16 protein-coding genes are annotated in these 18039 nt (G+C 71.9%); 7 read left to right on the top strand and 9 right to left on the bottom strand.

Going from position 1 to position 18039, the window contains the following annotated elements; genetic code table 11:
• Nucleotides 1-2 precede the first annotated feature (2 nt).
• Complete coding sequence (locus tag ITJ59_RS01040; protein WP_194649266.1) at nucleotides 3-770, top strand: aminoglycoside 3'-phosphotransferase; 768 nt, start codon at nucleotides 3-5, stop codon at nucleotides 768-770.
• 22 nt (nucleotides 771-792) lie between these two features.
• Here the strand turns inward: ITJ59_RS01040 and ITJ59_RS01035 are convergent, their stop codons facing one another.
• The 6 genes from ITJ59_RS01035 to ITJ59_RS01010 all read right to left on the bottom strand — a co-directional run bounded on the left by ITJ59_RS01035 (nucleotide 793) and on the right by ITJ59_RS01010 (nucleotide 7827).
• Nucleotides 793-1380: a hypothetical protein gene (locus tag ITJ59_RS01035; RefSeq protein ID WP_194649264.1), complete on the bottom strand. Its 588-nt coding sequence runs from the start codon at nucleotides 1378-1380 to the stop codon at nucleotides 793-795.
• 76 nt (nucleotides 1381-1456) lie between these two features.
• A complete protein-coding gene (locus tag ITJ59_RS01030) occupies nucleotides 1457-2116 on the bottom strand; it encodes a hypothetical protein (RefSeq protein ID WP_194649262.1) in 660 nt (219 codons plus the stop codon).
• A 3-nt stretch (nucleotides 2117-2119) separates the two neighbouring features.
• Nucleotides 2120-2707: a hypothetical protein gene (locus ITJ59_RS01025; RefSeq protein WP_194649261.1), complete on the bottom strand. Its 588-nt coding sequence runs from the start codon at nucleotides 2705-2707 to the stop codon at nucleotides 2120-2122.
• Nucleotides 2708-2796: 89 nt separating this feature from the next.
• On the bottom strand, nucleotides 2797-4614 hold the full coding sequence (locus ITJ59_RS01020; RefSeq protein ID WP_194649259.1) for an alpha/beta hydrolase: 1818 nt from the start codon (nucleotides 4612-4614) through the stop codon (nucleotides 2797-2799).
• Nucleotides 4615-4751: 137 nt separating this feature from the next.
• The gene (locus ITJ59_RS01015) at nucleotides 4752-6095 is read right to left on the bottom strand and encodes a peptidoglycan DD-metalloendopeptidase family protein (protein WP_194649257.1); all 1344 of its coding nucleotides are present in this window, start codon (nucleotides 6093-6095) and stop codon (nucleotides 4752-4754) included.
• Between the two features lie 64 nt (nucleotides 6096-6159).
• A complete protein-coding gene (locus ITJ59_RS01010; protein ID WP_194649256.1) occupies nucleotides 6160-7827 on the bottom strand; it encodes a hypothetical protein in 1668 nt (555 codons plus the stop codon).
• Between the two features lie 85 nt (nucleotides 7828-7912).
• Here ITJ59_RS01010 and pyrE point away from each other — a divergent pair, with 85 nt between their 5' ends.
• Together pyrE and ITJ59_RS19500 are read left to right on the top strand one after the other, a co-directional pair.
• Nucleotides 7913-8464, top strand: a complete 552-nt coding sequence (gene pyrE / locus ITJ59_RS01005; RefSeq protein ID WP_194649255.1) for an orotate phosphoribosyltransferase — start codon at nucleotides 7913-7915, stop codon at nucleotides 8462-8464.
• Nucleotides 8461-10818 (top strand): septum formation family protein, encoded by a 2358-nt coding sequence (locus tag ITJ59_RS19500; protein ID WP_194649253.1) that lies wholly within the window; start codon nucleotides 8461-8463, stop codon nucleotides 10816-10818. The genes pyrE and ITJ59_RS19500 overlap by 4 nt, the downstream gene beginning before the upstream one ends.
• Nucleotides 10819-11053: 235 nt before the next feature.
• Here the strand turns inward: ITJ59_RS19500 and ITJ59_RS00995 are convergent, their stop codons facing one another.
• Nucleotides 11054-12007 carry an aldo/keto reductase gene (locus ITJ59_RS00995; protein ID WP_194649252.1) on the bottom strand — a complete coding sequence of 318 codons (954 nt, stop codon included), beginning with the start codon at nucleotides 12005-12007 and terminating at the stop codon, nucleotides 11054-11056.
• A gap of 111 nt (nucleotides 12008-12118) precedes the next feature.
• Here ITJ59_RS00995 and ITJ59_RS00990 point away from each other — a divergent pair, with 111 nt between their 5' ends.
• Nucleotides 12119-12763 (top strand): HEAT repeat domain-containing protein, encoded by a 645-nt coding sequence (locus ITJ59_RS00990; RefSeq protein WP_194649250.1) that lies wholly within the window; start codon nucleotides 12119-12121, stop codon nucleotides 12761-12763.
• Nucleotides 12764-13006: 243 nt separating this feature from the next.
• On the opposite strand, the gene ITJ59_RS00985 is transcribed toward ITJ59_RS00990, so the two are convergent.
• Nucleotides 13007-13696, bottom strand: coding sequence for a metal-dependent transcriptional regulator (locus ITJ59_RS00985; protein ID WP_194649249.1), 690 nt, complete (start codon nucleotides 13694-13696; stop codon nucleotides 13007-13009).
• A 37-nt stretch (nucleotides 13697-13733) separates the two neighbouring features.
• Between ITJ59_RS00985 and ITJ59_RS19495 the strand changes: the two genes are divergently transcribed.
• From ITJ59_RS19495 to ITJ59_RS00970, 3 genes are all read left to right on the top strand, one after another.
• Nucleotides 13734-14624, top strand: coding sequence for a type II CAAX prenyl endopeptidase Rce1 family protein (locus ITJ59_RS19495; RefSeq protein ID WP_194649247.1), 891 nt, complete (start codon nucleotides 13734-13736; stop codon nucleotides 14622-14624).
• A 102-nt stretch (nucleotides 14625-14726) separates the two neighbouring features.
• Nucleotides 14727-16538, top strand: coding sequence for a phosphatase PAP2 family protein (locus ITJ59_RS00975; protein WP_194649245.1), 1812 nt, complete (start codon nucleotides 14727-14729; stop codon nucleotides 16536-16538).
• A 153-nt stretch (nucleotides 16539-16691) separates the two neighbouring features.
• A complete protein-coding gene (locus ITJ59_RS00970) occupies nucleotides 16692-17564 on the top strand; it encodes a L,D-transpeptidase (protein WP_194649244.1) in 873 nt (290 codons plus the stop codon).
• 19 nt (nucleotides 17565-17583) lie between these two features.
• Here the strand turns inward: ITJ59_RS00970 and ITJ59_RS00965 are convergent, their stop codons facing one another.
• A complete protein-coding gene (locus ITJ59_RS00965; RefSeq protein WP_194649242.1) occupies nucleotides 17584-17994 on the bottom strand; it encodes a hypothetical protein in 411 nt (136 codons plus the stop codon).
• Nucleotides 17995-18039 lie beyond the last annotated feature (45 nt).

Genomic DNA, 18039 nt, shown 5'->3' with positions numbered 1-18039 from the left:
TCGTGGTGCGGTCGATCGGCGGGCTGCCGGGCCCGGGCTCCGTCGTCCCCGTACCGCGTGTGGTCACCGAGGCCGCCAGGGGCCGCGAGGTCGCCCTGGTCTGGCACAACGAGATCGGCGGCACGACGTTCCGGATCGGCCCGGACGAGCGCGCCGACGAGTTCGTCAAGGTCCTGCCGCCCGCCTACGGCCGGTGGATCGCCAGCGAGGCTGCGCGATTGGAGTGGGCGTCACGGTACGTCCGAGTCCCCGAGGTGCTCGGCCACGGTGCGGATGACGACGGCGTCTGGCTGCGCACCCGTGCCGTCCCCGGGTGGAGTGCCGTCGACCCGCGCTGGCACGACGAACCTCGGACCGCGGTGGTCGCGGTCGGCGAGGGGCTCCGTGCGTTCCACGAGGCACTGCCGGTGGATGGCTGCCCCTTCGCGTGGTCGACCGTGGCGCGGCTCGACCGGGCTCGTGCGGCGGGTCGCGACACAGATCGCCTGGGCCAGGAGCCGCCCGACGACCGCGTCGTGGTGTGCCACGGAGACCCGTGCACGCCCAACACGCTCATCGGTGCCGGCGGTCGGTGGAGCGGGCACGTCGACCTGGACGCCACAGGGATCGCGGATCGCTGGGCCGACCTGGCGGTGGCGACGATGGCGCTCGGGTGGAACTACGGGCCGGGGTGGGAGCCGCTGTTCCACGAGGCGTACGGGCTCCCCGATGATCCGGAGCGGACGGCGTGGTACCGGGCGCTGTGGAACGTCGATGTCGATGACGTCTGAGCGAGCCGAGTTTCCTGCAGGGTCAGATATTGGGCTTGTTGACGATGGGGTCGTCCCAGTCGGGGAAGTCCGGGTACTCGCCGGGGTGGGACCGGTCCGGGAACGTGACGGTCGAACGTCCGTAGACGGCTGAGGAGAGCGCATCGGAGTCGTTGGTCCAGAACAGTTCGCTGTAGACGGTGAGGGGGTTGTCGCCGTTTTCCTGGGCGGTGTACTGGATCTGCCAGCCGTCGCCGGTGGTGGCCCAGACTTCTTCGTCGCCGGTGATGGTGCGGCGTTCGATGGTCCAGCCCTGTTCGGCGAAGTAGTCGATCATCGGTTGCAGGTCGCACCGCTGGTCGGTCGCGCCGGGCGGAGTCCAGAGCCGGGTGCTGCTCATGTCGTAGCTGTTCTTGGTGTCGGACCCCGGCAGCGGAGCGACGCCGTCCCCTCCGATCAACGGCAGGTCGTCGCCGCCACCCCACTCCCATTCGCCGTCGTGGACCTGGAGCTGCGCGGCTTTCAAGAGTCGTTGCATGTGTTCGTAGTGGTCGCGGTAGGCGTCGAACTCTTGGTGGAGTGACATCTCCGCGACGTCGTCCTGGGTCAGGCTGGCTGCGTCGGTGGGCATCTGGTTTCCTCCTGCTGCGCACCCGGTCAGCAGTCCCAGGGTGAGGACTGCCGTCGTGATGGTGCGGAGCATCGAATCAGATCTTGGGCTCGTTGACGATGGGGTCATCCCAAGAGGGGAACGGCGGGAAGACGCCCGGAATGGACCGGTCGGGAAACGTGACGGTCGAGCGTCCGTAGATGGCATCCGAAAGCGCGTTGCCGTCGTTGGTCCAGAACAGTTCGCTGTAGACCTCGAGGGTGTAGCGGCCGTTCTCCTGAGCGGTGTAGATGAGTTGCCAGCCGTCGCCGGTGTACCCCCTGAGTTCATGGTCGCCGGTGATGTCGCGTTGCTCGATGGCCCACCCCTGATCGGTGAAGTAGTCGATCATCGGTTGCAGGTCGCGCTGCTCGCCTATGGCGCCGGGGGGTGACCAGAGTCGTCCGCTGCGCATGTAATAGCTGTTCTTCGTGTCCGCGCCCGGCAGCGGGGCGACGCCGTCCCCGCCGATCAACGGCAGGTCGTCGCCGCCAGCCCACTCCCATTCGCCGTCGTGGACCTGGAGTTGCGCATTCTTGAGGAGCCGTTGCATGTGTTCGTAGTGGTCGCGGTAGGCGTCGAACTCCTGGCGCAGGGACATCTCCGCGACGTCGTCCTGGGTCAGGCCGGCTGCGTCGGTGGGCATCTGGTTTCCTCCTGCTGCGCACCCGGTCAGCAGTCCCAGGATCAGGGATGCCGTCGTGATGATGCGGAGCATCGGTCAGATCTTGGGCTTGTTGACGACGGGGTCGTCCCAGTCGGGGAAGTCCGGGTACTCGCCGGGGCGGGACCGGTCCGGGAACGTGACGGTTGAGCGTCCGTAGACAGCGGTCGAAAGGGCATTGGAGTCGTTGGTCCAGAACGGCTCGCTGTAGACGGTGATGGGGTTGTCGCCGTTCTCCTGGGCGGTGTACTGGATCTGCCAGCCGTCGTCGGTGGTGGCCCAGACTTCTTGGTCGCCCGTGATGGTCCGGTGTTCGACCTGCCAGCCTTGTTCGGTGAAGTAGTCGATCATCGGTTGCAGGTCGCGTTCCTGGTCAATTGCGCCGGGTGGGGACCAGAGCCGGGTGCTGCTGAGGTAATAGCTCTTCTGGAAGGTCGCACCGGTCAGTGGCGCGACGCCGTTTGCACCGTTCATCGGGAGATCGTCACCGGCACCCCACTCCCATTCGCCGTCGTGGACCTGGAGCTGCGCATCCTCGAGGAGTCGTTGCATGTGTTCGTAGTGGTCGCGGTAGGCGTCGAACTCCTGGCGCAGGGACATCTCCGCGACGTCGTCCTGGGTCAGGCCGGCTGCGTCAGTGGGCATCTGGTCTCCTCCTGCCGCGCATCCTGACAGCAGCCCGAGGGCCAGCGCAGCTGCCGTGATGGCGCGGAACATCGGTCGCATGATGATCATCATGGCTTCCCAGTCGCGATGATCTTCGCGATGGTGTGTTGCGACGTGGCGTCGGGTGACAGGTAGCCGACGCCACTGTCCGGGAACATGTCGTGTCCAGTCACCGCTTTTCCGCCACGGGATGCTTCAGCGCTGAAGGTGTCGACGTCCTCAAAGCTGCGTGGATCGGTCCGTCCGAACCGTCCGCCGTTCGCGGTTGTATCTACGGCCCCCTGGGTCGCGTACACCTGGTCTACGTTGAGGTGCTCGGGAGTCGTAGTGTCGGTGAACCCGACAGATCCGTAGCTGACGAAGGAGTCGACTCGGTAGCGGGTCTGCGCGAGCGCCTGGGCCGCGGTGGTTGAACCGTAAGAGTGCCCGAGGACGGTCACGGACCGCGGTGCGCTGCCGCGGCTGTCGTGGATACCGTCGAGGAACGATGCGAGGTTTGTCCCTCCATTGATCGCGCGCTTCTGACTGAAGACCTCGATCGGCTGTGGGGCGCGGTACCCGATCCACGAAACGATCGCGAACGATTCATCGGACTTGCGTTGCCTAGCCGCCTTGAGCAGTGCGTCCGCCGCAATCACCTTCTCACCCATGCCGCCGACGTCGGTCATCGCACCCGGGACGTTGACCGTCACGTTCGTCGCCGTGTCGAGGTCCCCGATCACAACGGCGGCGACGAGCGCACCATCCGAAACGCCGAACCCGACGAGCTGCGCGACGGCCACCGACGGAGCTTTCACGCGGGTTGCGAGTTGGTCGGCACGGTTGAGTCCGTCGCGGAGCGCGATCACCTGTTTCCGGAACTCGTCGCGGCTGACCGCGCCGTAGGTGTCCGGCAGCCCCATCAGCCGATACACCCGTTCCGGGTCCTGCACTGCCGCGGACAGCACCGCCCGGGACGCGATGTCGCGCTGCGCAGCGGGGATGCCGTCGAGGTTGGCGATCTGCAGTTGTGTCGTCAGCGGCAGCGCTCGTACGTCGGCGTCGGAGAGCTCGAGTGCGGCCCATGCCGCCGCGACTTCTGCCGGAGTCAGAGACGGATCGAGCAACCGTTGGAGCCCGGGTGAGAACGTAGAGGCGACAGCGATGTCGAGAGTAGCGATCGCCAGGGAACCACCGCCGGCTGCACTGAAGGCGTCCGCGATCCGGTCGATCCACGAGGTGTCCTCGGCGTTCTCGGCGAGGTAGTCGCCGAACCCGCCCGGCAGCGTGGCACCGTCGACGGGGACCCAGCTGCAGCGGCTCGTGAACGCGGTCCAGGCGTTGCGCACCCGGACCAGGTCCTGTCCGGTCGAGGCGTCCTGTGCTCGGGCCGTCGCGCTGAACTGCCGCAGTCTGGTCGGATCAGCACTGCTGCGTCCGCCGGAGCGACCGCCGCCGGTGCGCTGGCGGGTCTGGGCGCTGAAGGTGGCGGACACCGGGGAAGGCCGCTTCGGTGTGCTGGACGGCTTCGGGTCGAAGACCGCACTGGTCCAGTCGAGCACGGGCTGCATCGGCACGCCCCCGGCGGTGCGCACGAGCTCACGGTCGGCCTCGCGCTGCCGCCACGCTGCCAGGTCGGCCAGACGCTGCCGTTCCTCGCCCGCCTGCCGCTGGGCGATCCGCAGCTGGTCGACCAGCGCTTCGAGCCCCTTCGCGAGCCGGACGCGGTCGGTCGACTCCGTGGCACGAGCCGCCTCGAACAGGCGCGCGTACGCACCGTCGAAGTCGAGCAGTGCGGCCTCGGCGTTGCTCCGACGTGGTCCGGCGCTGGATCGCAGCGTCAGCGCGACCTCGACCGCGCAGTCGACCAACCGGGACGCCGCTGCGTCGTCGAACTCGATCCCCATCGTCCCCCACCATCCGAACTGGCCGATGGGGAAAACGTAGCATTTCAGCGGTGCAGTGTGAAATTGTGAACGAGAGTGTGGAAACAGCAAACCGCCGCCCACGTGGAGCGGACGGCGGCCTGGTGGTCGAGCGGGGACTAGAAGGCGACGCCCCGCGCGGACATGAACGGCACCGGATCGGTCGTGGCGCCGTTGATGTGCACCTCGACGTGGCTGTGGCACCCGGTGGAGGCACCGGTCGAGCCGACGAGGGCGATCAGCTGCCCCGCAGAGACCTGCTGCCCCGGGCTGACCCGGAAGCCGCCGTTCACGATGTGGCCGTAGGCGGTCTGGACGCCACCACCGTGGTTGATGCGGACGTAGTTGCCGTACCCGCCGAACCAGCCGACGTACTCGACGGTGCCGGCGGATGCCGCGACGATCGGCGTCGAGCAGCCGCTGGCCAGGTCGGTGCCGTCGTGCATGGTGACGTTCCCGGTGATCGGGTGCACGCGGTAGCCGTAGGGACTGATGACGTAGCCGCTGGCCGGACGGACCCACCCGGTGCCGGTGCCGGACCCGACGGAGCCCCCGCCGCCAGCCGAACCGCTGCTGCCGGTGGAGCCGCCGCCCGCAGACGTGCCGCCGGAGTTCGCCGCTGCGGCCGCACGTGCTGCTGCGGCGGCGCGTGCAGCGGCTTCGCGTGCGGCCTTCGCCTCGGCTGCCTTGCGGACGCGCTCACCCTTGGCGAACTCGGCCTCGGTGCGGACACGACCGGAGACCAGGGTCGCGAGCTGTGCGTCGAGTCGGGCCTTGTTCGACTGCTGTTCGTCGTAGGCGGTCTGCACGGCGTCGGACGCCGCCTGGGCTTCCTGCATGCGGTCCTGGGCTTCGGCGGCGAGACCCTCGAGCTTCTCGGCGGCGCGGTCGGCCTGGGCTTCGAGCGAGCGGGCCACACCGGCGTCGACGCTGGCGGCTGCCTGGACGTTCTCGGCCTGTTCGGACAGCTTGCTCAGCGCACCGAGGTCGTAGAGCAGGTCGCGCGCGTCGTCGCCCTTGGTGAGCACCGACGTGGTGACGTCGGCCCCGCCGGAGCGGGCCATCTGCGCGGCGAACTGACCGGCCTGGGCGGCGCTCTGGTCGGCGACCTTGGCGTGCTCGTCGGCGTCGGCCCGGAGCTGCTGTTCCTTCTCCGCTGCTCGCTGCGCCTTGGACTGGGCGGTGAAGAAGACCTGGCCGAGCTTCTGCGCCTTCGCCTGTGCCGCTTCGACCTTGGCGTCGAGGTCGCTGATGATGCCCTTGATCTCGGTGATCTGCCCCTGCTTGGCGGATTCCTTGCCGCGGGCGTTCTTGACCTCGTCCCACGTGGGGTAGGTCACCGCCTGGGCGGTGGGTGCATCGACGACCACCGTGCCGACGAGGCCAGCGAGCGCCAGTCCGGTGACGGCGAGGCGGAGGCGCACGGAGGCACGAGGGGCGCGGTGGCTGCTGGGGCGAGACATCGACCACGAGCCTATACATCCGTACAGAGAAGATCGGGCGCCGACGCGCCGCTGTGGACAACTCCTAGAAGCCGCGCTCCCGGCGGATATCGTCGGCGCTGCCGACGACGTCGCGCCGGAGGACGTCCGCGCCGGAGGTCCCCGCGTAGTCGTACACGTCGAAGCCCGTGCAGTGCGTGATCGTGGCCGGGGCGCCGAGGGAGTCCTCGACGGCGGTGGTCCACAGGTCGTGCGAGCCGACCACCACGAAGGTCGGGTCCGCGTCGCGGTAGGCCCCGAGGTCGACCAACCACGGGTACGTGTCGAAGGTGTCGCGGACCTGCAGCAGCTGCACGTTCGTCGCGGAGTAGGTGGCGAGCGGCCGCACGGTCCAGAACTGCCCGACGCCGGTGACCGCACGGCCGTCCGCCCACCGGTCCAGGCACGACGCCGGCGTGTAGCGGGCGCCCGCGACGGCGTGCGTGGTGCTCGGGGCGGTGGCGACGCCGGCGGCGAGCACGGCGACGGCAGCGATCGCGACGGTGGCCCGGGCCCCGCGGAACGGCCGGTGGACACGGGTGCGACGGACCGCGGTCCGGGTGAGCTCGGCCACCGCGACGAGGGCCAGGAGCGGGGCGGTCACGACCGGCTCGAGGTACCGCGGGGTCTCCGACCCGACGACGATCACACCGATCGACGCCGCGACCACGGTCACCAGGGGCAACGCGGTCGCGACGAGCACGGTGCGCGCGGTCCGGACCCGCCAGGCCCAGACCGTGCCGCCGACGGTGACGAGCACCCCGACGAACATCAGGAGCAGCCCGGCGTCGCCGGCGGCCGTCCCGGCGCGCTCGTCGGTGAGGGCGGCGAAGAACCGCAGCGTCTCGGCAGCGCGTGACGGCTGCACGTAGGTGGAGGGGTCGAGCGACACGAACGGCCGCAGTGGGATCCGCACGAGGTACCCGACCAGCGATCCGGCCGTGACGGTGCCGGAGAGCAGCAGCGCGGGCCGCCACGGCACCCGGCGGACCGCCGCGAGCAGCACGAGCGTGACGACCACGGGTGCGGCGGACCACGGCACGTACAGCGGGTTCGACGCCGTCGTGCAGACCGCGACGAGGCCGAGCACCACGAGCACCACGACCGACGCGCGCCCCAGCCGCACGGCACGGAGCACCAGGACCGCGGTGCCGAGCATCGCCAGCACGACGCCGTAGTAGTAGGTCGTGGTGAGGAGCAGGGACGCCAGCTCGAGCGACGTCGCGGTGCCCGACGACTCCGTCAGCACCAGCAGGGTCACGAACGCCACGGCCGTCGCCGACACCGTGATGCGGGCCGCGCGTCCGGCCGAGGGCATGAGCTCGTTCGCGGCCGCCCGCACCAGCGCGTACACGGCCAGCAGGACCAGCACGCCGTTCAGTGCCAGGGCCTGCTGCGGGGTCCCCGTGACGAGTGCGCAGAGCAGGTAGACCGGCAGCTCGGGGAAGAAGAACAGCGCCGGGGACATCGCCCACTCGAACGGCTGCCCGAGCTGCAGGGACCGCTGGACCAGGGGCAGCAGCACCGAGTCGCCGTCGTACCAGAGCAAGGCGACCCGCTCGGTGGCGACGACGTGGCGGAGGGCGATGACGGACAGGGCCAGCGCGACCAGCGCGCCCAGGGCCTCCCATCCGATCGCCCCGGCCACGACGGCGGTCCGGCGGCCGCCGGACGGAGTCGGCGCCACGGCGGTGCGACGCGGTGCTCGGGGCATGCCCGGAGCGTACCGAGCGCTGCTCTGCACGACCCCACAGCACGGGGGAGCGCGCTGTGAGTCCGACCGGCTACCCTTGTGCGCTGTGACCGACGCGCGCGAACAGTTGATCCAGTACATCGCCTCCGAAGCGGTGTTCCACGGCGACTTCACCCTGACCAGCGGCAAGAAGGCGACGTACTACATCGACCTGCGGAAGGTCAGCCTGGACCACCGCGTGGCCCCGCTGATCGGTCAGGTCATGACCGAGCTCGTGCAGCAGGTGCCGGACGTCTCGGCCGTCGGCGGCCTCACCATGGGTGCCGACCCGATCGCGAGTGCCGTCCTGCACCAGGCCGCCGCCCAGGGCCTGACCTACGACGCGTTCGTCGTCCGCAAGGAGCCGAAGGACCACGGCCGTGGCAAGCAGGTCGAGGGGCCGGACCTCAAGGGCAAGCGCGTCGTCGTGCTCGAGGACACCTCCACGACGGGCGGATCGCCGCTCAAGGCGGCCGAGGCGCTCGAACGCGAAGGCGCGATCATCGCCGCCGTCGCGGTCGTCGTCGACCGCGACACCGGCGCCAAGGAGACCATCGAGGCCGCCGGGTACCCCTACTTCGCGGCCATCGGGTTGGCGGATCTGGGGCTGACCGCGTGACCGGGGAGCGTCCGGAGGACGCGCGCGACCCCGACGAGACCGCCGGCCTGGCAGACGCGGCTGACGGATCCGACGGGGTGGACGGCCGGGAGGCCCAGCGCGCGTCCGACACGGACGCTCCGTTCCACGGGCTCCGCAGTGCCGCGGACATCTTCGGCGCCCCGCGGGGCGAGGAGGACTGGCCGTCGCGACGCGAACGCCGCGAGGCCGAGCGCACCGCGCGCGAGACGGGCGCACCGTTGCCCGAGCCGTTCGAGGCGTCGGCCCCCGAGCCCGAGCCGGCTGCACCTGTTCCGTCTGCAGCACCTGTCGCACCGGCTGCACCGGCTGCTCCGGCGGCTCCGGCTGCTCCGGTTGTTCCGGCGCTGGACGACGGCGCGACGCAGGCCATCTCGATGCCCGAGCAGCTGTCGGCTCCGTCCGAGAGCCCCGACGCCGCCGCCGAGCACGAGCGCTCCACCCTGCACGACCGCATCCCGCCTGCCGCTGTCGTGCCGCCGAACCCCACAGCGCCGCACCCCTCGTCGATCGTGCTGCCCACCGCGCAGACCCACCGCGACGAGCGCGCCGCGGCGTCGAAGGCCATCGAGGACGAGCGTCGCCGCACCGACCCGTTCGGCGAGGGCCGTGCCGACGTCGACTGGCTCGGTCGCGCGACCGGCTCCGGGGCGGGCCTCGTCGCCGGCACGCAGGTGCCGCCCGCCGGTCCCGTCGCGCACCAGCCGCTCGGCGTCGAGAACGTGCTGCCGCCGACCGAGGAGCCGCCGAGCTTCACCGACCTGCTCCGGATCGCCGGCACGGGTCCCGTGGCCACGCAGGGCGCCGGACCGGACCGGCCGTTCGACTGGGCCATCCGTGACGACGAGACCGGCGAGGTCCCGACGACGCTCACGAGCGACTCGTTCGACACCACGGCGTTCGGTGGCAGCGGCTCGTGGTCGCTGGCGGACGAGTCCGACGCCGAGGACGAGGTCGTCTCCGGCGAGGTCGACACCCCGGCCGACGGTGTGCCGCAGGCGCTGCGGACGTTCCCGGTGCCGCCCGCGGTGCCGGCTGCCGTCCCGCCGGCCGTCGCCCCGCCCGCTGCCGTCGCCCCGACCACTGCTGCGGTCGCGCCCGCCGCTGCTCCTGCTCCTGCTCCTGCTTCGGCGCCTGCTCCTGTTCCTGATCCGGCCGCTGCTCCTGCGGCGCCGACCGAGGCAATGGACGTGCGCGGGGCGCGCGCCGAGGCCGACGGGGCGGAGTCGGGGACGGGCCTCCCGGAGGACGCCGCGACCACCGCACTGCCGGTCGCCGGGACGCCGTGGTGGTCCGAGCCCGACGCGACCGTGCCGCCGACCGCTGCGCCGCCCCTCGTCGAACCCGCTGCTTCTCCGGCCTACCCGGCGCACCTGCCGCCCGCGGTGGGCCAGGACCTGGACGCCGTGCTCGGACTGCGCGGCGACGACACGGGTACGCAGCCCGCGTCCCTGCCGCCCGTTGCCCCGGACGATCTGGACCAGTCCGAGTGGGACGGCCGCGAGACCAGCGACACGAGCGCCATCAAGGACCTGTTCGGCACCGAGGCCGTCGGGCAGCTCGGTGGCACGGGTTACGACCCCGAGGACACCGGGACGCGGATGATGCCGGCGGCTGCCGTGCCGTCTGCTGCCGCTGTTCCGTCGTCCACGCCCGCCGCCGCGTCGACCGGCGAGCGGGACAACTTCATCAACCAGGGTGCCGCTCGGCTCCGGAGCGAGGGCACGCGCGGCAAGCAGCTGCTCATCGGCGGCTCGATCGTGCTCATCCTCGTGCTCATCGCCGCGGTCTTCTTCCTGACCCAGTGGATCCGGGGCAACGACATCTCCGACCAGACGATCGCACCGACGAAGTCCCCGGCGGCGGCGTCCTCTCCGGCTGCCACGCCGACGGCAGCGCCCTCGACCGCGCAGTCGGACGAAGCCGCCGCCCCGGCCGCCACGCTCCAGTTCGCCACCACGCCCGCCCTGCCGGGGGAGCACGCCTGGACCGACCTGGCCGGCGGGGAGTGCCTGTCGCCGTTCACGAACGCGTGGGCGCAGAGCTTCACGGTCGTCGACTGCGCGACGCCGCACATCGGGCAGCTCACCGCGCGGATCGCCGTCGACGGGGACGCCTACCCGGGGGCCGAGGCCCTCGCGACGCAGGCCGCCGACCAGTGCCAGTCGGACGCGGCACTGAACGCCTCGGCGGCCGCGGCTGTCGGGGACGTGCAGGTGCAGGGGTCGTACGCGCCGGACCAGGCGACCTGGGACCAGGGCGACCGGTTCATCTCGTGCTTCGTGACGCGGTCGTCGGGGCAGGAGCTGACGGGGTCGTTGGCGCCGGGGGCGTAGGGGCTGCTGGCGGGGTCGCGGGCGGTCGGGCTGGTGCGGGCGGTCTGGTGCGGGCGGGCGGTCTGGTGCGGGCGGGCGACGTGGAACGACGCCGTCGACGTCGTGCGACATCGACCTTGTCGCTCGTTGCACGCCGGTGATGCCCGCGCGCGCAACAAACGACATCCCCGACGTCGTGCGACGTCGAGGATGTCGTTCGAGGTCGAGGCGGTCGCCGGGCGAGGCGGGCTCCGGGTCAGGCGGTCGCAGGGACCTTCGCCGACACGTTGGACAGGGTCTGCAGCTCGTCGGCGCTGAGCTCGAGGTCGGCCGAGGCCAGCAGCGCGGGCAGCTGCTCGGTGTTCCGGGCGCTGGCGATCGGCGCGACGACGTCGGGCTGCGCCTGCAGCCAGGCCAGCGCGACGGTCGCGAGTTCGGTGCTGTGGGCCTCGGCGATCGTGGACAGCGCATCGACGACCGCCAGGCCCTCGTCGGTGAAGTACCCGGAGACCTGGCCCTCGCGGTCCTTACCGGCGAAGTCGTCCTTGGTCCGGTACTTGCCGGTCAGGAACCCTGCGGCGAGTGCGAAGTACGGCACGACGCCGAGGCCGTGCGCGTGGGCGAGCGGGGCGATCTCGGACTCGTAGGGCTGGCGGGTGACCAGGTTGTAGTGCGGCTGGATCGCGACGGGCTGCGCGAGGCCGTTCTCCGTCGCGATGCGGATCCACTCCTCGGCGCGGTCCTTCGAGTAGTTCGAGATCGCGGTGTACCGGACGATGCCGTCCGTGACGAGCTGGTCGAAGGCGCGGACGGTCTCCTCGAGCGGGGTCGACTGGTCGTCGAAGTGCGCGTAGTACAGGTCGATCCGGTCGGTGCCGAGGCGCTGCAGGCTGGCACGGGCGGCAGCGGCGACGGTGTCCGCGCCGAGGCCCTGGAACTGCGGGTGCTGCGAGCCCTTCGTGGCGATGACGACGTCGTCCCGCTTGCCCGAGGCCGCCAGCCAGGAACCGATGACCCGCTCGGACTCACCGCCCTCGTTGCCGGGAGCCCACGCGGAGTACACGTCGGCGGTGTCGATGAAGTCGCCGCCCGCCGCGGTGTAGGCGTCGAGGACCTGGTGCGAGGTCGACTCGTCCGCCGTCCACCCGAACACGTTGCCGCCGAGGGCGAGGGGGAACACGTGGAGGTCACTGGTACCGATGCGGGGCATACGGGGGTCCTTTCGTGGTCAGGCGAGTGGTCCTCCGTGCGGACCGCTCCTCGGCCGACGTTATGCCCCGAGGCTTGACACGGCCCCGGTGGCAGCGGGTTGCATGGACCCATGACCGCGCTCACCGATGCCCTCGCCGACCCTCGCTCCTCGGTGCGACTGCAGGCCGTGATGGCCGCCGGCACCACTCCGGACGCCGGTGACCTCGACGTGCTCGTCGCACAGTGCACGGTCGAACCGGACTTCTTCGTGCGCGACATGCTCACGTGGGCACTCACCCGGCACCCGGCGGACGACGTCGTGCCCCGTGTGGTCCGTGAACTCGAGCGGCCCGAACCGCAGGCCCGCAGCCAGGCGCTGCACACCCTGTCGAAGGTCGGCGACCCCGCAGTGTGGCCGTCGGTACGCCCGCTGCTCCAGGACCGCGACGACGAGGTGCTCCGAGCCTCCTGGCGAACGGCCGTCGCGCTCGTGCCCGACGACGAGCGGGTCGACCTGGCCCGGACGCTCGCGGTGCAGCTCGGCGCCGGTCCGCGCGAACGGCGGCTCAGCCTGTCGCGCTCCCTCGTCGGTCTGGGCGAGGAGATCGTCTCGCCGGTGCTCGAGGCCGCCGCTGCGCGTGGCTCCGAGGCCGTGCGGGACCACGTCGCCGACACCGAGCGGCTGCTGCACGACCCGGACGCGGCGTCGCTGCTCGCCCTCGAGCGGGCTCGGCGCGAGGTCGCGCTCGGCCGCACCCGGTCCGCCAAGGGGTGAGTGCGGCGGTGGACGTCCGCACCTGACGGACGGGAGGCCCGTGGCGACGCCGCCACGGGCCTCCCGTCCGTCACGGGGCGGGCCGGGCTCGGGGAGCTCGCGTCAGGTTCCACAACACGCCGTCGGCCCGCCGCCGAGGTTCCACGTGCGGCCCGTGGGCGCGTCGAGGTTCCAAGATTTCGGAACCTCGACGGGGACGGGGACGGGGACGGGGACGGACGCGCGGGTACGGGCGCGCTCGCGTCAGTCGGCGTCGGGGGCCAGCCAGATCGCGGTCGCCGCGGCCGCCGGCAGGTCGACGAGCGCCTCGGCACCGTCCACCCCGCGGCGCGACACCGCGATGACGCCGGCGTAGTCCCGCACCTGTTCGACCCGCAGGTGCGTGCCGAGACCGACCCCGAGCTCGTCGAAGTACCGCAGCAGCGAGGGGTCGTCGTCGGACACCCGGTCGACCGTGCCGCACGCGCCGGGCTCGACCGCGCCGAGCAGGACCCCGAGCGTGGCGGGGACGGTGCCGTCGGCGGCGGGGATCGGGTCGCCGTGCGGGTCGTGGGTCGGGTGACCGAGGTCGGCGTCGACCCGGTCGAGGAACCGCTCCGAGACGGCGTGCTCCAGCGCCTCGGCCTCGGTGTGGACCTCGTCCCAGGTGTAGCCGAGGCGCGACACCAGGAACGACTCGATCAGCCGGTGCCGCCGGACCATCGCCACCGCGACCTGCTGCCCGAGCGGGGTGAGCACGACGCCGTAGTACGGGGTGTGCTCGATGAGGCCGTCACGGTCGAGCTTCTTGAGGTTGCCGGACACCGTCGAGGCCGACACCTTCAGCGACGCGGCGATGTCGCGGGTGGCGAGTCCACCGCCACCGCGCTCGCCGGCCTTCCAGATGAGCTTGACGTAGTCCTCTGCCATCGTCGACAAGGAGGGCAGGCGCATACCGCCAATCGTACGGCGAGACTGGTACAACCGGGACGTGCACCCACCCCGTCGCCGCCGTTGGCCGGTCCCGCCCTCGCTGCTCATCGGGCTCGCGCCGCTCGTGGTCTTCGCGGCGATCAGCGCGTGGCGGTCGCGCCCGAGCGACGACTACCCCACCCTCGGCCAGACCGTCGACAGCGTCGCGCGTGCGCTGGTCGTGCCGGAGGGCATCGCGGTCGTCGCGCTCGCCGTGGTCGTCACGGGGCTCGGGTGGTGGCGGATCGCGACGGTCGGCCGCACCCGGACGCCGCTGCGCTGGTCGGCGCTGGCTCCGGCCCTCGTGCTGGTGGTGTGCGTCGCGCGCCTGCCGTTCATCGACTGGGCAGCCCTCCCCGTGCGCTACTTCCTGCTGCTCACCGTCGGGGTGCTGTTCGTCGGCGTGTTCGAGGAGCTGATGGCCCGCGGGACGCTCCTGGTCGGGCTCCGACGCCGGCTGCCCGAGTTCGGCGTGTGGGCCCTGTCCTGCGCGCTGTTCGGGCTGCTGCACCTGCTCAACGCGCTCGCCGGTGCCGGGATCGGCCCGACGCTGCTGCAGGTCGTGTTCGCGGGGTCGTTCGGCTCCACGCTCTACGTCGCCCGCCGGGTGACCGGGTCACTGCTCGTTCCGGTGCTGCTGCACGCGTTCTGGGACTTCGGGTCGATCGGCTACTCCGCGACCGCCGACGCGTCGGACACCGGACGGCTCGTGGGCCTCGGGCTGATCGGCCTGTTCTCGTTCCTGGTGCTGGCGTTCGGCATCGTCGCGGGCGGCATGGTCGCGTGGCGCGACGACCGCCCGCGTCGCCTGGCGAAGCGGTGGCGTTCGGTGCCGCCGATGGCGGCGTTCGCCCTGGAGGCCCGGGGATTCGAACCCGCACAGCCTGCGGTCCGGTTCACCTCGCGGTAGACCCCCGTTCGCGCGTTGGCAACCGCGTCTTCCTACCGTCATGGTGATTCCAAGTCGGTACCAAGAGAGGAGCGCCGTTCGGTCTCCGAGCGGCCACCACACATGCGCAGAACCGCTGTCCGCGGGGTGACCGTCGCCGTCGCCGCGACCGCACTCGTGCTCGGGACACCCCTCGTCGGCCAGGCCGCCACGACGTACCCGAGCGACACCGCGAAGCCCGACCTCGTCTCGCTGCTGAGCGGCTACGACCACTTCTGGACGTCGAGCGGCGCCAACGACCTGCACGGCACCGTCGTCGACCCGGCCACGCTGGCGAAGAACGACCAGCTGACGTCGTGGATCAACCAGAACGCCACGAAGGCGCAGCAGTTCACCGCGCTGCAGGACTCCGAGTACCAGAACGCCACGAACACCGCCTACGACCAGTCCTCCACGGTCGCCCAGGGGCTCGGCGACGTGCTCGAGAAGGCGTACGTGCAGGGCCGCTCGTCGGGGGCGCTGCCACTCACGACCGCGCTCATCAACAGCTCCAACGGCACCACCGGCGCGTACGTCAGCACCGGCACCGCGAAGGCGCACTACAGCTACCCCCGCCCGTACCTGCCCGCGACCACCACGGCGACGCTGCCCGCGGGCGACGACCAGGTCGGCTGCGCACCGGCGACGGTGAACGCCTCGTCGGTCGCCGCGAACCGCGCCGGCACGGCGTGGGCCTCGGCCGACGGCACGCTCGACATCACCCGCGTCCCGGTCGCCACGGACACCACGCACGAGTTCTCGCCGAACGACGTCGTGCTCGACCCCGGCTACGGCACCGCGGGCATCTGCACCGGCGGCTCGTACCCCAGCGGGCACACCACCACCGCGTACCAGGCCGGCATCACCCTGGCGACGCTCGTCCCCGAGCTCGCGCCGGAGATCCTCGCCCGCACCTCCGAGAACGGCAACGACCGCATCGTCCTCGGCGTGCACTACCCGCTCGACATCATGGGCGGTCGCATCGACGGCGAAGCCGCCCTCGCCGCCCGCTGGTCCGACACCCAGTACCGCACCGACGTGCTCGAGCCCGCCCGGGCCGAGCTCGTGCGGTACCTCGAGCAGCAGTGCGGCGACACCCTGGCGAACTGCATCGCCAAGGAGCGCCCCTACACGAACAACCCCTACGGCGGGAAGGCGATCCCCGGCGGCACCGCCCAGGTCGTGACCGACCGCGCCTCGGCCGTGCAGGTCTACCGGGAGCGCATGACCTACGGGTTCGCGACGACCGGGACCGTCGGCCAGGCGCCCTCCGTCCCCGCCGGCGCGGGGAGCCTGCTCCGCACCGCGTTCCCGACGCTGACGGACGCCCAGCGCACCTCGGTGCTCGCCCAGACCGAGATCGGCTCGGGCTACCCGCTCGACCAGACCGGCACGGCGAACGGCTCCTGGGAGCGACTCGACCTCGCCGCCGCGACGAGCGCCACCGTGTCCGTCGCGACCGACGGCGCCGTGCGGGTCCTGTCGACCGGCGGCGCCGCGCGGGTGCTGACCGGGGTCCTCACCGCGCCGCACGGTTCGTCGGTCGCAGCCGGGTCGGCGCTGGCGCTGGCGGGCACGGGCTTCACCGCCGGTGCGACGCTGTCGGTCGTCCTGCACTCCGACCCCGTCACGGTGGGCACGCTGACCGTCGCCGCCGACGGCACGGTCGACGGTGCCGTGACGATCCCCGTCGGCACCGCCACCGGTGCGCACACGATCGACCTGGTCGCCAGCACGGGCGACTCGGTGCTGGCCGTACCGCTCGCCATCACCGTCACCCCGGCGGCGACAGGCGGAACGGGAACCGGCACCGGCGGCGCGGGAACCGGCGCGGCGACCGGCCCCGGCACGACCACGGGCGGGACCGGCATCCACCTGCCGGTCGTCAGCGGCTGACCCGCTCGCCCCACCGCACCACCGATGCGACCGGCCGGTGCCCGCACCCCGCGGGCACCGGCCCTCGGCTCCCCGCCCCCGCGCTCACCACCCCTCGGTGCTCACCACCACTCGGCGCCCCCGCCGCTCATCACCACTGCTCGGAGTCACGTCATGCGCACGCGCACCATCTGGACCGCCGCCGGTGCCGCACTGGCCGTGCTCGCCGCCGCCGGGCTCGTCACGAACGCGTTCCTCGGCGGCGACCGCACCGCCGCGGCGCCGGGGACGCCCCCGGCCTCGGGACCGGCCAGTGCCGCGCCGGCCGTCCCGCACGTCGATGCCGCCGCGGTCGCGAAGCTGCCCGAAGCGCAGTACTCCGCCGTCATCGCCGGCCTGATGCCCTTCGACCGCACCGTGCGGTCGGACACCGTGTTCCACCTGACCGCGGACGCACCACTGTTCGGTGCCCACCGCGACGAACCCGTCGCCCGTCTCGCCGCGCGGGACTTCATGCGGCAGCCCACCACGGTCGTCGGCCTCGAACGCGACGGCGACTGGGAACTCGTCCTCACCCCGGCCCGCCAGCAGCTGCCGTCGGCCGCGGGGACCACCGGTGCCGCCGCGCAGACCGCGGCGTGGGTACCGGTGCGCGCGCTCCGGAAGGCGGCGACACCGCGCTCCCGGATCGTGATCTCGACGACCGACCAGACCGTGTCCGTCGTGAGCGCGGCCGGCGCGACCCTGCAGCGCTTCGACGCCGGAGTCGGCACGGCGGACACCCCGACGCCGACGAACGTGACCGGGTACCTCGAGCAGCGCTACGTCGACCCGACGCAGGGCACGGGCGACCACCCGATCCAGCTCACGTCGCTGCACTCGGGGGTCGCCGACGAGCCGTACGGCGGCCACGACGGCGGGTTGATCGGCCTGCACTGGAACGCCACGACCTCGGGCTCGGTCTCGCACGGCTGCGTCCGCCTCGATGCCGAGGCCGTCGCCGCGGTGAACTCGCTGCCCCTCGGCACCCTCGTGACGGTGCAGTAGCGCGTCCGCCAGGCACGGGTCAGCCCGTGGTGCCGCCGATGATCGCCGGGGGCTCGGTCGAGTCCGACGGCGCGGTCTTCGTCATCGCCTGCGCACGGATCTGATCGACGCCGGCCGTCTCGACCGTCAGGACGTCGACCCAGGTGTCGCCGGGCTCGACCCACCGTGCGGATTGCTGCTCGTCGACGACGACGTGGTCGTCCGGTGTGCCGGAGAAGGCCGTGGCGTCGACGGTCACCCAGCGCCGTTCGTCGCACGCGATCTGCCAGACCACCGTGCCCGCGCGGTGGTCGGCGCCGATGCCCTGCAGGACGCAGCCCGGCGCACCCGGATCACGCGGAACGGCCGCGGCGGCGGTGCCGGGCAGCGCGACGGCGCCGACGAGCCCGGTGGTGACGGCCAGGGTGAGGAAGCGAGCGCGAGTGCCCATGGTGGAACTCCAATCTGATGTTCCACGCAAGTCTGCCGAAGGGGA

Origin of the sequence: Curtobacterium sp. VKM Ac-1393 (genome assembly GCF_015350995.1) — a bacterium.
Taxonomy (GTDB): domain Bacteria; phylum Actinomycetota; class Actinomycetes; order Actinomycetales; family Microbacteriaceae; genus Curtobacterium.
The sequence above is the reverse complement of the archived record's forward strand: the minus strand, read 5'-3'. Positions and strand labels throughout refer to the sequence as shown.